The sequence below is a fragment of the Mycobacterium sp. genome, assembly GCF_965229105.1.
GTDB lineage: Bacteria > Actinomycetota > Actinomycetes > Mycobacteriales > Mycobacteriaceae > Mycobacterium.
In genome coordinates, this window is record NZ_OZ245858.1 from 4551213 (window position 1) to 4565643 (window position 14431).

Below are 14431 nucleotides of genomic sequence, written 5' to 3' on the forward strand. Positions count from 1 at the left end.
CGTCAGAAGAGGGTGTCCTGCAGCGGTCCGGCCGCGGCGATCGCCGGGACGTACTGCTTATCCGGCGGCCGTTGGGACTGACGTTGACCCCCCGTCAGTTTGTACGCGGCCAGCAGTGGCTGCACCCTTGCTCGTAGCGCATCGCGGTAGTCCTGCGGTAGATAGGCGCCGCGGCGGTACAGCTCGCGGTAGCGGCCGACGAGTTCCGGATGCGCACCGGCCAGCCAGGACATGAACCAACCGCGGGTCGATCCGCGCAGGTGCAGTCCGAATACCGTCGCCCCGGTGGCACCTGCCGCCGCGATCTGCGCGAGCAGGGTGTCGAGTTGCTCCACCGAGTCGGTGAGATGCGGCAGTACCGGCGCCACCATCACCTGGCAGTCGAGCCCGGCATCGCGGATGGCCGTCACGAGCGAGAGCCGGGCCGCCGGACTCGGCGTGCCCGGCTCGACATCGCGGTGCAGGTCGACATCGCCCACCGCCAGTGACACCGCAACCGACAGCGGCACCCGGCGCGCCGCTTCGGCCAGCTGCGGAAGGTCCCGGCGCAGCAGCGTGCCCTTGGTCAGGATGGACATCGGTGTACCCGAATCGACAAGGGCACCAATGATTCCCGGCATCAACGCGTAGCGGCCTTCAGCTCGCTGATACGGATCGGTGTTGGTGCCCAGCGCGACGGTCTCCCGCTGCCATGACGACCTGCGCACTTCCCGGCGCAATACGTCGACGACATTGGTCTTGACCACAACTTGAGTGTCAAAGTCGTTGCCGGAGTTCAAATCCAGATACTCATGCGTCGGCCTGGCGAAACAGTACCGGCAGGCGTGTGAGCAGCCCCGGTAGCCGTTGACGGTATACCGAAAAGGAAGGACGGCGGAATTAGGCACCTTGTTCAGGGCCGACTTGCAGAGCACCTCATGGAAAGTGATGCCGTCGAACTGCGGAGTGCGAACACTTCGGACGAAGCCAATGCGCTTGAGACCCGGCAGCGCGCCGTCGTCGACGTCGACACCTTGGGCAGCCCATCGCATACCGGCAATGCGAACATACGTTCGATAACAGTGTCAAGGGTACGGCGCCGAAAATTTCTGGCCGCTTCCGTTTCCCGATCTATGGCCTGCGTGCTACGATTTTTCAAGGATGCTTTCTGCATTCTCATTCAAGTGAAAGTAAGTACAAGAATATGACACAGGGAACTGTGAAATGGTTTAACGGCGAAAAGGGCTTCGGCTTCATCGCACCCGACGACGGCAGTGCCGATGTCTTCGTCCACTATTCTGAGATCCAGGGCAGCGGCTTCCGTTCGCTCGAGGAGAACCAGCGGGTCGAGTTCCAGGTCGGCCAGGGCGCCAAGGGCCCCCAGGCAACCGGAGTCACCGCAGTCTAGGCAAAAACCCCTAAGGGCCGGCCGGGAATTCGTTCCCGGTCGGCCCTTAGGTTTTTTTATGGCTGTTTACCTGCAGATATCGATCTGAGGCAAGTGCACCGGTGCTCAGATCGGCTGCGGGCCCGCGTTCGGCGCGGTCGAGTTGGCCGAGTCGGAGAAGAGCGAAGTGTTCACCGGACGGTCTACCACGTCATCGGACGAGAGTGGTTCGTTGACGATGGGGTGCGAAAAAAGGTTGCTGTCATCCATGTGCAAATTTCCTTTGATGGAAAGGGTATCCCCAGCCATAGAGGTGGGTTGCGGGGCGCCCGGCCGGAAGTTCGACGAATTTCTCGAGTCGTGGCCGGCGACACCAACATGGACAGTCTACACCCGTCGCTGAAATGGCCGGCCAGGCCGACCGAGTGTCATGCGGGGGTTAGAGCTGGGTCACCACTGACCGAGCTGGCACTGCAAGTTGTACGGACCGTCCTGCTGCACGGCCACTTGACCGTCGATGGCGATGTCGCAGTGCGGATTCGGAGCTGCCTGCCCGCCGTGGGTGGTGCTGCTCACCGTCAAGATCGCCCATTGCGGGTCGGCGAGGGTGGTCTCGAAAACCCAGGGCACACCCGCCGCCAGATGCACTTCCTCGCGCTTGACGAATGAATACGCGTCGGCGTTATAGGCCGCCTTGCTCGGGGGTTGCGACGTGAGATAGAAGAGGTCGAAATCCGCGTCGCCCGCCGACACCAGCGTGTACCGGACCTGTTGTCCGGCTGGATCTGCCGCCGCTGTGGCCTGACTGGCCGCGAACCCCGTGGCGGCCACCAGTGCTGCCGTACCGACAATTGCTCCGAGTCTGCCTGTCGCATGTCCCATGCTCGTCATATCCCCCGACGGTACCGGAGTGTTACATCGCCGCTTCGACCCCCGTCCGGGGTGGCAGCTGACGCAGCTAAGCCGCTAGCCCAGCTCCCCAACGGCAGGCAAATAACTATCGACGTGCAGGTTAATTTGATCGTGACACACAGATATTTCCCAGAAACACGCGCGCTCTAACGTCCGTCTTCGGTACCCGCGGGGGGTGCCGTTCGACCCTCTCCGCCCGCTTGAGATAGCGCTGGCAATTGGGTCGCACCAACATACCGAAAGGCCATCGATGCCCGGTTCTGCGCGTCTGCACCGCTCTTCTCTGAAAAAATCGGCTCTAGCTGCGGGAAGTGTGGTCTTTGCCACCAGCCTGCTTCTCAGCGGCTGCGGCAGCAAGGCGAGCGATACCGAGGCAGCAAACACGGAGTCATGCGTCGACACCTCCGGTTCTACGGTGAAGGTCGGTTCGCTGAACTCACTGTCCGGCACGATGGCAATCTCCGAGGTCACTGTGCGTGACGCCATCAAGCTCGCCGTCGACGAGATCAACGGCGCGGGCGGCGTCATGGGTAAGCAAATCCAGATCGTCGGGGAAGACGGCGCTTCCGAGCCCACCATCTTCGCCGAGAAGGCCGAAAAACTGATCAGCAGCGACTGCGTCGCCGCGGTGTTCGGCGGGTGGACGTCGTCCAGCCGCAAGGCCATGCTGCCGGTGTTCGAGAGCAGCAACTCCCTGCTCTACTACCCGGTGCAGTACGAGGGCCTGGAATCGTCGAAGAACATCTTCTACACCGGTGCCACCACCAACCAGCAGATCGTGCCTGCCCTGGACTACCTCAAGGAGAAGGGCGTCAAGTCGCTCTACCTGGTGGGCAGCGACTATGTCTTCCCACAGACCGCCAACCGGATCATCAAGGCGTACGCCGCGGCCAACGGTATCGAGATCAAGGGTGAGGACTACACCCCGCTGGGTTCGACGGACTTCTCCACGATCGTCAACAAGGTCCGCACCGCTGACGCCGACGCGGTGTTCAACACCCTCAACGGCGATTCGAATGTGGCGTTCTTCCGTGAGTACAAGAACGTCGGCCTGACCCCGCAGGCGATGCCGGTGGTCTCGGTGTCCATCGCCGAGGAAGAGGTCGGCGGTATCGGTGTACAGAACATCACCGACCAGCTCACAGCGTGGAATTACTACCAGACGATCGATACCCCGGTGAACAAGAAGTTCGTCGACGCCTACAAGGCCAAGTATGGTGCCGACAAGCCCACCTCGGACCCGATGGAGGCGGCCTACGTCTCGGTGTACCTGTGGAAGAACACCGTCGAAAAAGGTAAGTCGTTCGCAGTCAAGGATATTCAGGACAACGCCGGCGGCGTCACGTTCGACGCCCCCGAAGGTCTGGTCACCATTGACGGCGAGAACCACCACATCACCAAGACCGCTCGCATCGGCGAGATCCATCCCGACGGCCTGATCTACACCATCTGGGAATCACCGGGACCGATCCAGCCGGACCCGTACCTCAAGTCCTACCCGTGGGCCGCCGGCCTGTCCAACTAGCGATAGCTGAATGGATGTCCTAATCGGACAGCTGACAACAGGATTGAGCCTCGGCTCAATCCTGTTGTTGGCTGCACTCGGCCTGTCCCTGACCTTCGGTCAGATGGGCGTCATCAATATGGCGCACGGTGAGTTCATCATGGCGGGCTGCTACACGGCCTTCATGGTGCAGAAGCTCATCTCGAATGCCGGTGCGTCACTGCTGGTGTCGTTGGTCGTCGGTTTCATCGTGGGCGGTCTCCTCGGCGTATTACTCGAGGTGACGCTGATTCAGCGCATGTACGACCGGCCGCTGGACACCCTGTTGGTGACCTTCGGTGTCGGCCTGGTTCTGCAGCAGGTGGCCCGCGACATCTTCGGGGCACCTGCGGTCAACGTGGTGGGTCCAGCGTGGTTGTCGGGCGGAATCGAGATACTCGGTGCCGTCGTACCCAAGACCCGGATCTTCATCATGGTGCTGGCCGTCGTCTGCGTGACCGTGCTCGCGATCGTGCTGAAGGTCAGCCCGATGGGACGACGGATACGTGCTGTCGTACAGAACCGGGATCTCGCCGAAACCAGCGGCATATCGTCGCGCAAGACCGATATCACCACGTTCTTCATCGGGTCGGGCTTGGCCAGCGTCGCCGGCGTCGCCCTGACACTGATCGGCTCGACCAGCCCAACCATCGGACAGAGCTACCTGATCGACGCGTTCCTGGTGGTCGTGGTCGGCGGGCTCGGCCAGATCAAAGGCACCGTCATCGCGGCCTTCGCGCTGGGCTTTTTGAACTCGTTCATCGAGTACAACACGACCGCGTCATTGGCCAAGGTAATCGTTTTCGTCATCATCGTGATCTTCCTTCAGGTCCGCCCGCAGGGCCTGTTCACCGTCCGGACCAGGAGTCTCGTATGACGCGCGTGCTTGGTCGCTGGCAGACCTGGGCCGGTTTCGCTGTCGCCGCAGTGGTGCTGTTCGGGCTGGCACCGGCTGTGCTGTCGGAATTCCGACTCAGCCTGCTCGGCAAGTTCCTCTGCTTTGCGATCGTCGCCGTCGGTATCGGTCTGGCGTGGGGCCGCGGCGGCATGCTGGTGCTGGGCCAAGGGGTGTTCTTCGGGCTCGGCGGCTACATGATGGCGATGCACCTCAAGATCGCCGACGCGCAACTGCGCGGGGACAAGGTGCCCGATTTCATGCAGATCGCCGGGATGCGCGTCCTGCCGGCGTACTGGGAACCGTTCGCCTCCCCCGCATTCACCGTGTTGGCGATCGTGATTGTGCCGACGGTGATTGCGGCCGCGCTCGGCTTGGGTGTGTTCAAACGCAGGGTCAAGGGCGCTTACTTCGCGATCCTGTCCCAAGCGCTGACCGCTGCCTTGGCGATCCTGCTGGTAGGCCAGACCAGCGTCGGCGGATCCAACGGGCTCAACAGGTTCCGCACGTTCTTCGGGTTCACGCTCAACGATCCGGCCAACCGGCGGATGCTCTACTTCATCGCCGCCGGGGTGCTGCTGGTGGTGGTCGCCGTGGTGCGCCAGCTGATGCAGAGCCGTTACGGCGAACTCCTGGTTGCGGTACGCGACGGTGAGGAACGCGTCCGGTTCCTGGGTTACGACCCGGCCAATATCAAGGTGGTCGCCTACACCGTGGCCGCGTTGTTCGCGTCGATCGCCGGGGCCTTGTTCGCCCCGATCGTCGGGTTCATCGCGCCGTCGCAGGTCGGCATTCTGCCGTCCATCGCATTTCTGATCGGGGTCGCGATCGGCGGGCGGACCACCCTGCTCGGACCGGTGCTCGGCGCCATCGGGGTGGCCTGGGCGCAGACGCTGCTCTCGGAGCGGTTCCCCTCGGGGTGGACCTACGCCCAGGGGTTGCTGTTCATCGTGGTGGTCGGCTTCTTCCCCGCCGGGCTCGCTGGCCTTGGCGTGCTGCTACGCCGACGCAAGCGCGCAACCACCCCAGCACCCGAGACCGAGACCGAGAAGGTGGGTGCGCCATCATGACTCACCCCGAACCCGCACCGGGCGGCAACGTCGGGATGGGCACGCAATACCTTGAAGTCCGTGGCCTGACAGTCGATTTCGACGGTTTCAAGGCGGTCTCCGAGGTCGATCTGACGCTGTTTCAGGGTGATCTGCGATTCCTGATCGGTCCCAACGGTGCCGGGAAGACCACTGTCATCGACGCGATCACCGGACTGGTCTCGGCCACCGGTTCGATCAACAAGTCCGGGGTGGAACTGCTGGGCAAGAAGGTGCATCAGATTGCCCGCCGCGGAGTGGGACGCACGTTCCAGACCGCCAGCGTGTTCGAGAAGCTGACCGTGCTGCAGAATCTTGATATCGCCGCTGGAGCGGACCGGTCGATGTGGACGCTGCTGCGGCGACGCTCGGGTGTGCTGCCCGCTATCGAGGAAGCCCTGGAGACCACCGGGTTGGCCGATCTGGCCGATCAACCAGCCGGTGTGCTGGCGCACGGTCAGAAGCAGTGGCTGGAGATCGGCATGCTGCTGGTGCAGAACGCCGACGTGCTCCTGCTCGACGAACCGGTCGCGGGGATGAGTCACGAGGAACGCGAGGAGACCGGAAACCTGTTGCGGCGCATCGGTGCTGAGCGCACCGTCGTCGTCGTCGAGCATGATATGGACTTCATGCGTGCGTTCGCCACGTCGGTGACAGTGCTGGCTCGCGGCCAGGTGATCGCCGAAGGCACCGTCGCCGAGGTGCAGGCCAACCCGAGGGTGCAGGAGGTGTACCTCGGTACCGCGGCGGCCGGTGTTGACGGCATACCCGACGAACTCATCGAGGAGACCTCGTAATGCTGCAATTGGTCGACGTACACAGCGGGTACGGCCGTTCCGAGGTGATTCACGGCGTCAGCATCGAGGTGCCCTCTGATGGGGTGGCCGCGGTGATGGGGCATAACGGCGCGGGCAAGACGACGCTCTTGCGCGCCGCGGTCGGACTGTTGAAATGCAGCGCGGGCAAGGTGCTGATCGACGGTGAGGATGTCACCAAACTGCGCCCCAGCGCGCGGGTGGCCAGGGGGCTGGCATACGTGCCGCAGGGGCAGCAGTCGTTCGGCCAGCTCACCACCGCGGAGAACCTGCAGGTGGTGGCCGATGGTCGCAAAAACGGTAGACAGCTCATCGACGAACAGCTCGATCTGTTCCCCGCCCTCAAAGAGCTGCTGACCCGCCGCGCCGGGTTGCTCTCCGGCGGGCAGCGCCAACAACTGGCGATTGCCCGGGCGTTGATCACCAGCCCCAAGACGTTGATCCTCGACGAGCCCACCGAAGGTATTCAGCCCTCGGTGGTGCACGAGATCGAGGCGGCAATCACCGCGCTGACCCGCCGTGGCGATCTCGGCGTGCTCCTGGTCGAACAGCACATCGGGTTCGCACTGGAATCGGCTCAGCAGTATTACATCCTGGAATCAGGACGCGTAACCTCCTCCGGCACAGGCGGTTCGGCATCAGAAGCCGACGTCCGAGCGGCAATGGCCATTTAGCCGTTCGCAACATCGGGCGAATGTCGTCCCCACCCGGCAGCCGAAATGGCAAGCTGCACCCATGAGTGCACCCGCCCCGACCCAGACCCTGATTGATACCGGCGGTCTGGTCATCACCGATGACGGGCGTCGCGTCAATGTCATCGACCGGGCAACCGGCGGTCGGACGATCGCCGTGTTCGTCTTGGGCGTGGTCGCGTTGGTCGTCGGCGGGTTCGGGGTGGTCGTCATGGCCATGGGTGTGCCGTCGCGTGGGCTCGGCGCGGTCTTCACCGGCGTCGGCCTGCTGTTCGCCGCCGGCGCGGTGGCGATCCTGCGCACGATCAAACGCCGTCGCGCCCAACCGCTGGGCAATTGTCGGTCGGTCGCCGTACTGGATCGCAAACTCGGACTGTTCACCGTCGCAGGCGGGGCCTTGTTACCACTGGGCCAGGTGCGGTTCGAACGCAGGATGCAGGTCGGCTCGAGCTCACCTAAACTCGTCGCCGTCACACCGAGCGGGACCTATGTGCTCAAACGGGGTAACCCGTTTGACGGCAGTATCGGCAACGCCGACGAAGTACTGAACGCGGCGGTCGCCCGATCCTGAACAGGGCTAGGACAGGCGCGAAAGGGTCTGCGCGACAACGGTATCGACGGCCACATCGACCTGCTCGCCCGTCGACAGGTCCTTGATACCCACCGTGCCCGCGTCGATATCGCGGTCACCGGCAACCAGGGCGAGGACGGCACCGGAGCGGTCGGCAGCCCGCATCGCACCCTTGACGCCGCGGTCCCCGTACGCCAGGTCAACCCGGATACCCGCCGCCCGCAACGCTGCGGCCACCGGCGCGAGCACCAGCTTGGCCCGCTCCCCCAGCGGCACACAGAACACCTCGACACGTGCGGCCGACCCGGCCGTCTTGCCTTCCGCCTTCAACGCCAACAGCGTGCGATCGACACCGAGCCCGAACCCGATTCCAGACAGGTCTTGGCCGCCAAGTTGACTCATCAGCCCGTCATAGCGGCCGCCGCCACCGATCCCGGACTGGGCACCGAGGCCGTCGTGCACAAACTCGAACGTCGTCTTGGTGTAGTAGTCCAAACCGCGCACCATCCGCGGATTGATCACATACGACACCCCGAGTGCATCCAGGTGGGTCAGCACCGAGTCGAAATGCTGTTTGGCGGCCTCGGAGAGATGGTCGAGCATCAACGGCGCGTCGGCGGTCATCGCCTTGACTTCGGGGCGCTTGTCATCGAGCACTCGCAGCGGGTTGATCTGGGCGCGCGCCTTGGTGGCCTCGTCGAGGTCGAGCCCGAGTAGGAACTCCTGCAACAAACTGCGATAGGCCGGGCGGCAGCTGTCATCACCGAGCGAGGTGATCTCCAACCGGAATCCATCCAGTCCCAGCGAGCGGAAACCGGCATCGGCGATGGCGATCACCTCGGCGTCCAGCGCCGGATCGTCGACGCCGATCGCCTCGACACCGACCTGCTGGAGCTGACGGTAGCGACCGGCCTGGGGCCGCTCGTATCGGAAGAAAGGACCCGAATAGCAGAGCTTCACCGGCAAGGCGCCGCGGTCCAGTCCGTGCTCGATGACCGCGCGCATCACCCCGGCGGTGCCCTCCGGTCGCAGCGTCACCGAGCGGTCACCGCGGTCGGCGAAGGTGTACATCTCCTTGGACACCACGTCGGTCGATTCACCGACGCCGCGGGCGAAGAGCGCCGTCTCCTCGAAGATCGGCAATTCGACATCGCCGTATCCGGCCAGCCGGGCAGCGGCCAGCAGACCGTCGCGCACCGCGACGAACTGCGCCGAATCCGGCGGCAGGTAGTCGGGTACGCCCTTGGGCGCCTTGAAGTCGCTCACGCAGTCAGATCCTTGAGATACGGGTTGGACCGGCGCTCGGCGCCGATACTGGTGGATGAGCCGTGACCAGGTAGTACCACGGTTTTATCGTCGAGCACCATCAATTTCTCGGTGATCGAGCCGACCAACTGTTCACGATCCTCGCCGGGAACGTCGCCGCGCCCGACGGTGCGGCACAACAGCGTGTCGCCGGTGAACGCCACCCCGACATCACCTTCGTCGGACTCGGCAGTCACCCGGAACACCACCGAACCATCGGTATGGCCGGGTGTGTGATCGACCGTGATGAGGATATCGGCGATCTGAAGGTGATCGCCGTCGGCAACCTCGATGACGTTCTCGGGTGCTCCGTCGACGGAGTCGCCGAGCATCGGGCGGTCGGCGGCGTGGATATACGCCGGGATATCCCACCCGCCGCACAGTTCGGTGACCGATGCGGTGTGGCCGGGGTGACCGTGTGTGAGCAGGACCGCCGCGGGTGTCAGGTCATTGACGTCGAAGTAGTAGTCGAGGGTGGCGACGACGTCTTCGCCGGGATCGATCACGATGGCCCCCGCACCCGGGCGCGGGGCGACCAGGTAACACGTCGCCTCTGTCGCACCGGTGGCGAAGCCCGTGATCAGCACGCCGATCAGTTTCCCATTTACTGTTCACGCGGGTCGGGCCGCCTCTGTTCAGGAACGACTGGCACACTCGGTGCCAGATATCCGGCCACAACCGGGCCCACCCCAGGGAGGACAGTCGCGGTGCCGACGAACGAACAACGGCGTGAGACAGCCAAGCGGAAGCTCGAACGGCAGCTGGAGCGCCGCGCCGAGCAGGAGCGCAAACGTAAGCGGATGACGATCATCGGTGGCATCGTCGCCGTCGTCGTGGTGATCGCAGCGGCAGCCGGCACCTACGTCGTCACGCACAAGGATTCCGGTAGCGCAACGGCGTCGGCCGATACCACGTCCCCGACCACAGATGCCGCGCCCGCGGATGGCGGGCCGACGGTGGCCCCGCCGGCCACCGGTAAGTTGCCGGACTTCAAGCCCTCAGCCGCAACGGGCGCCAACTGCCAGTACGGCAGTGCCTCGGCGGCCAGCAAGCCGAACAACCCGCCGCGCGCGGGCAAGGTGCCGACGGATCCGGCGGAGATCAGCGCCAGTGTGAGCACCAATCAAGGCAATATCGGGCTGCAGCTGGACAACGCCAAGGCGCCGTGCACGGTGAACAGCTTCGCCAGCCTGGCTGCGCAGAATTACTTCAACGACACCCCGTGCCACCGGCTGACGACCTCGCCCAGCCTGGCGGTGCTGCAGTGCGGCGACCCGACCGGCCAGGGCAGCGGCGGACCCGGCTATGAGTTCGCCAACGAGTACCCCACCGACCAGTACCCGGCCAACGATCCCGGCCTGCAGCAAGCGGTGCTCTACCCACGCGGCACGCTGGCCATGGCCAACGCCGGGCCCGGCACCAACGGCAGCCAGTTCTTCCTGGTCTACAAGGACTCGCAACTGCCGCCGCAGTACACCGCGTTCGGCACCATCGACGCCACCGGCCTGGCGACCCTCGACAAGATCGCCGCGGCGGGCGTTGCCGATGGCAGCGAGGACGGCAAGCCGAAGAATGACGTCACAATCAAGACGATCGCACTCGATTAACCGCATATGACGGTCCCGCCGCCCTACGGCGAGCCTGAAGCCACGCCCTATCCCGAGGGTTGGGCACAGCCGTACCCGCAGCCATACCCCTATCAGGGCGCGCCGCCCTATCCGGGTCCGCCGCCCTATCCGGGTCCGCCGCCGCCCTACCCGGGCCAGCCGCCGTACCCGGGTCCGCAACCGCCCCGCCCCACCAACGCGATGGCGATCGCGTCGATCGTCTGCGCTTTCGTGCTGGCGCCGCTGGGCGTCATCTTCGGCCACATCTCGCTGTCGCAGATCAAGCGGACCGGCGAGGAAGGCCGCGGGCTGGCCATCGCCGGGTTGATCGTGGGCTACCTCATCACGTTCCTCACCGTCATATCCCTGGTCTTCATGTTCGTCTTCCTGGTCTGGCTGGGCGACAACCTGGATCGGCTCAACACGGGCAGATACGGCTCTCCCGGTATCACCGCCTACCCGGCACCCGACCCGAATATCGCCAAGCTGCCCCCGTTCAAGGCGCCGGCCGCGCTGGGGGCCAACTGCACGTATCCGCCGACGAGCACCCCGGCCAGCAAGCCGGCGAAACCGCCCCGCAGCGGGAAGGTGCCGACGACGCCAGCCACCGTCAGCATGACGATGACCACCGACAGGGGCGCCGTCGGGCTTGAGCTCAACAACGGCGAGACCCCGTGCACGGTAAACAGTTTCGTCAGTCTGGCTTCGCAGGGGTATTTCGACGGCACCAGCTGCCACCGGCTGACGGCGAACAATTCGTTGTCGGTTCTGCAGTGCGGGGACCCGACGGGTACCGGCACGGGTGGGCCCGGCTACAGCTTCGCCGACGAATACCCGACGAATCAGTACCCGCCCAAGGACAAGGCGCTGACCGTTCCGGTGCTGTATCCGCGAGGCACCTTGGCCATGGCCAACGCCGGCCCCAACACCAACGGCAGTCAGTTCTTCATCATCTACGCCGACTCCAGGCTGCCGCCGACCTACACGGTCTTCGGCTCGGTCGACGAGACGGGGATGGGGCCGATCGACGAGATCGCCGCGGCGGGAGTCACCGGCGGCAACAAGGACGGTAAGCCCGCGGTGCCGGTGAAGATCACGTCGATAGAGCTCAACTAACCCCGCGAGCAGTCACAAAAGTCCCTGCAAACACGGCGTGTCGGGGGCAATCTACGTCTGCTCGCGCAAGAAAGTGCGGCAGGTCAGGCGGCAGAAGTCACCCGGTAGACGTCGTAGACACCTTCGACGTTGCGCACCACATTGAGCACATGGCCCAGATGCTTGGGATCACCCATCTCGAAGGTGAACCTGCTGATCGCCACCCGGTCATCGGAGGTGGTCACCGACGCGGACAGGATGTTGACCTTCTCGTCGGCGAGTACCCGGGTGACATCGGAAAGCAGGCGGTGTCGATCGAGCGCCTCAACCTGAATGGCCACCAGGAACACCGATGACGGCGACGGCGCCCACTTCACTTCGATGATGCGTTCGGACTGATCCTGCAGCGAGGACGCATTGGTGCAGTCGGTCCGGTGCACGCTGACGCCACCGCCGCGGGTGACGAAACCCATGATGACGTCACCAGGCACCGGGGTGCAGCACTTGGCGAGTTTGGTCAGCACCCCGGGGGCACCGGGCACCGCGACACCGACGTCGTCGTTGCTGCGCTGGCGGACCGGAGTGGTGGATGGTGTTGACCGCTCGGCGATTTCGTCTTCGGCGTCATCGGCGCCACCGAGGGTGGCCAACAACCGCTGCACCACATGGCGCGCGGAGATATGTCCCTCACCGACCGCGGTATAGAGCGCCGAGACGTCGAGGTAACGCAGCTCCCTGGCGAGTGCGCCCATCGAATCGCCATTCATCAAGCGCTGCAAAGGAAGTCCGCCACGACGCACCTCGCGGGCGATCGAATCCTTACCGGAGTCCAGCGCTTCCTCGCGGCGCTCCTTGGCGAACCACTGCCTGATCTTGGCCTTGGCTCGTGGCGAAACGACGAAACCCTGCCAGTCCCGCGACGGTCCGGCATTCATCGCCTTGGAGGTGAAAACTTCTACGACTTCGCCGTTTTCGAGTTTGCGCTCCAACGCGACCAGCCGGCCGTTGACCCGCGCCCCGATACAGCGGTGGCCGACCTCGGTGTGCACGGCATAGGCGAAGTCCACTGGCGTCGAACCGGCAGGCAGTGTGATGACATCGCCTTTGGGGGTGAACACGAAGATCTCTTGCACCGCAAGGTCGTAACGCAGCGACTCCAGGAACTCTCCGGGGTCGGCGGCTTCCCGCTGCCAGTCGAGTAGCTGACGCATCCACGCCATATCGTCGATTTCGGTGGCGGCATGCCCGGTGGGAACTCCGTTGCGGCCCTTGACTTCTTTGTAACGCCAGTGCGCGGCGATACCGTACTCCGCGGTCTTGTGCATATCGATGGTGCGGATCTGCACTTCCAGCGGCTTACCTTCTGGACCGACCACGGTGGTGTGCAGTGACTGGTAGACGCCGAACCGCGGTTGGGCGATGTAATCCTTGAACCGGCCGGCCATCGGCTGCCACAACGAATGCACCACGCCCACAGCGGCATAGCAGTCGCGGATCTCCTCGCACAGAATCCGGACGCCGACCAGGTCGTGGATATCGTCGAAGTCGCGCCCCTTGACGATCATTTTCTGGTAGATCGACCAATAGTGCTTGGGGCGGCCCTCGACAACGGCGTTGATCTTGGATGCGCTCAGGGTGGCGTTGATCTCGGTGCGCACCTTGGCCAGATAGGTATCTCGTGATGGGGCCCGGTCGGCCACCAGACGCACGATCTCTTCGTACTTCTTCGGATGCAGGATCGCGAACGACAGATCCTCGAGCTCCCACTTGACTGTCGCCATACCGAGCCGATGTGCCAGTGGCGCAATCACTTCCAGCGTCTCGCGGGCCTTGCGCGCCTGCTTCTCCGGCGGCAGGAACCGCATGGTCCGCATATTGTGCAGCCGGTCGGCAACCTTGATCACCAGCACCCGCGGGTCACGAGCCATCGCGATGATCATCTTGCGGATGGTCTCGCCCTCGGCGGCGGTGCCCAGCACCACGCGGTCCAGCTTGGTGACGCCGTCGACCAGATGTCCCACCTCGTCGCCGAAGTCGGTGGTCAGCGCCTCCAGCGTGTAACCGGTGTCCTCGACGGTGTCGTGCAGCAGCGCGGCCACCAGTGTGGTGGTGTCCATGCCCAGCTCGGCCAGGATGTTGGCGACGGCCAACGGGTGGGTGATGTAGGGGTCACCCGAGCGGCGCAGTTGGGTGGCATGCCGCTCTTCGGCCACCGCATAGGCCCGCTGCAGCAGTGCCAGATCAGCTTTCGGATAGATCTCGCGGTGCACCGCGATCAGCGGCTCCAGCACCGGGTTGACGGTGCTGCGCTGCGCGGTCATCCGGCGCGCCAACCGGGCCCTGACCCGTCGCGAGGCGCTGCTGGCAATCTTCGGGGTCTCCGCAGTCTGCGGTTCGGTCTGCGGGATATCGGCCACCGGCATCGGCGCCGTGGCCGGTCCCGCCCAGCTGTCGTCGGCCACCTCGATCACCTCCTGCCGTTGGGCTGTTCACCCTCCCTTCACGAGGGTATCGCCTACTGGCGACGACCGGCGTCAGCAGG

General features: G+C 64.4%; 15 protein-coding genes. 9 read left to right on the top strand and 6 right to left on the bottom strand.

All coding sequences use genetic code 11. From position 1 onward, the window contains the following. Positions 1-2: 2 nt before the first annotated feature. Positions 3-1031 carry an Rv2578c family radical SAM protein gene (locus ADBZ9O_RS21160; protein WP_526524882.1) on the bottom strand — a complete coding sequence of 343 codons (1029 nt, stop codon included), beginning with the start codon at positions 1029-1031 and terminating at the stop codon, positions 3-5. Between the two features lie 152 nt (positions 1032-1183). Between ADBZ9O_RS21160 and ADBZ9O_RS21165 the strand changes: the two genes are divergently transcribed. Next, a complete protein-coding gene (locus tag ADBZ9O_RS21165; RefSeq protein ID WP_264067881.1) occupies positions 1184-1387 on the top strand; it encodes a cold-shock protein in 204 nt (67 codons plus the stop codon). 105 nt (positions 1388-1492) lie between these two features. On the opposite strand, the gene ADBZ9O_RS21170 is transcribed toward ADBZ9O_RS21165, so the two are convergent. Together ADBZ9O_RS21170 and ADBZ9O_RS21175 are read right to left on the bottom strand one after the other, a co-directional pair. Further along, a complete protein-coding gene (locus ADBZ9O_RS21170; protein WP_526524883.1) occupies positions 1493-1636 on the bottom strand; it encodes a hypothetical protein in 144 nt (47 codons plus the stop codon). 180 nt (positions 1637-1816) lie between these two features. Beyond that, the gene (locus ADBZ9O_RS21175) at positions 1817-2257 is read right to left on the bottom strand and encodes an Rv2576c family protein (protein ID WP_526524884.1); all 441 of its coding nucleotides are present in this window, start codon (positions 2255-2257) and stop codon (positions 1817-1819) included. A 271-nt stretch (positions 2258-2528) separates the two neighbouring features. Between ADBZ9O_RS21175 and urtA the strand changes: the two genes are divergently transcribed. From urtA to ADBZ9O_RS21205, 6 genes are all read left to right on the top strand, one after another. Then, a complete protein-coding gene (gene urtA, locus ADBZ9O_RS21180) occupies positions 2529-3803 on the top strand; it encodes an urea ABC transporter substrate-binding protein (RefSeq protein ID WP_526524885.1) in 1275 nt (424 codons plus the stop codon). 10 nt (positions 3804-3813) lie between these two features. Next, positions 3814-4698 (top strand): urea ABC transporter permease subunit UrtB, encoded by an 885-nt coding sequence (gene urtB, locus ADBZ9O_RS21185; RefSeq protein ID WP_526524886.1) that lies wholly within the window; start codon positions 3814-3816, stop codon positions 4696-4698. Then, positions 4695-5786, top strand: a complete 1092-nt coding sequence (gene urtC, locus ADBZ9O_RS21190; RefSeq protein WP_526524887.1) for an urea ABC transporter permease subunit UrtC — start codon at positions 4695-4697, stop codon at positions 5784-5786. The genes urtB and urtC overlap by 4 nt, the downstream gene beginning before the upstream one ends. Beyond that, positions 5783-6601 carry an urea ABC transporter ATP-binding protein UrtD gene (gene urtD / locus ADBZ9O_RS21195; RefSeq protein ID WP_526524888.1) on the top strand — a complete coding sequence of 273 codons (819 nt, stop codon included), beginning with the start codon at positions 5783-5785 and terminating at the stop codon, positions 6599-6601. Before urtC ends, urtD begins: the two co-directional genes overlap by 4 nt. Continuing rightward, positions 6601-7293, top strand: a complete 693-nt coding sequence (gene urtE / locus ADBZ9O_RS21200; RefSeq protein ID WP_526524889.1) for an urea ABC transporter ATP-binding subunit UrtE — start codon at positions 6601-6603, stop codon at positions 7291-7293. Before urtD ends, urtE begins: the two co-directional genes overlap by 1 nt. 61 nt (positions 7294-7354) lie before the next feature. Next, entirely contained in the window at positions 7355-7882 is a 528-nt protein-coding gene (locus ADBZ9O_RS21205; RefSeq protein ID WP_526524890.1) for a hypothetical protein, read from the top strand. Positions 7883-7888: 6 nt separating this feature from the next. On the opposite strand, the gene hisS is transcribed toward ADBZ9O_RS21205, so the two are convergent. Continuing rightward, a complete protein-coding gene (gene hisS / locus ADBZ9O_RS21210) occupies positions 7889-9148 on the bottom strand; it encodes a histidine--tRNA ligase (RefSeq protein ID WP_526524891.1) in 1260 nt (419 codons plus the stop codon). Next, the gene (locus tag ADBZ9O_RS21215; protein WP_526524892.1) at positions 9145-9774 is read right to left on the bottom strand and encodes an MBL fold metallo-hydrolase; all 630 of its coding nucleotides are present in this window, start codon (positions 9772-9774) and stop codon (positions 9145-9147) included. The genes hisS and ADBZ9O_RS21215 overlap by 4 nt, the downstream gene beginning before the upstream one ends. Before the next feature lie 120 nt (positions 9775-9894). On the opposite strand from ADBZ9O_RS21215, the gene ADBZ9O_RS21220 reads away from it, so the two are divergent. Both ADBZ9O_RS21220 and ADBZ9O_RS21225 read left to right on the top strand, forming a co-directional pair. Then, on the top strand, positions 9895-10794 hold the full coding sequence (locus ADBZ9O_RS21220; RefSeq protein ID WP_526524893.1) for a peptidylprolyl isomerase: 900 nt from the start codon (positions 9895-9897) through the stop codon (positions 10792-10794). A 6-nt stretch (positions 10795-10800) separates the two neighbouring features. After that, complete coding sequence (locus tag ADBZ9O_RS21225) at positions 10801-11910, top strand: peptidylprolyl isomerase (protein ID WP_526524894.1); 1110 nt, start codon at positions 10801-10803, stop codon at positions 11908-11910. 83 nt (positions 11911-11993) lie between these two features. Here the strand turns inward: ADBZ9O_RS21225 and ADBZ9O_RS21230 are convergent, their stop codons facing one another. After that, positions 11994-14312 carry a RelA/SpoT family protein gene (locus ADBZ9O_RS21230; protein WP_526533360.1) on the bottom strand — a complete coding sequence of 773 codons (2319 nt, stop codon included), beginning with the start codon at positions 14310-14312 and terminating at the stop codon, positions 11994-11996. Positions 14313-14431: the final 119 nt, after the last annotated feature.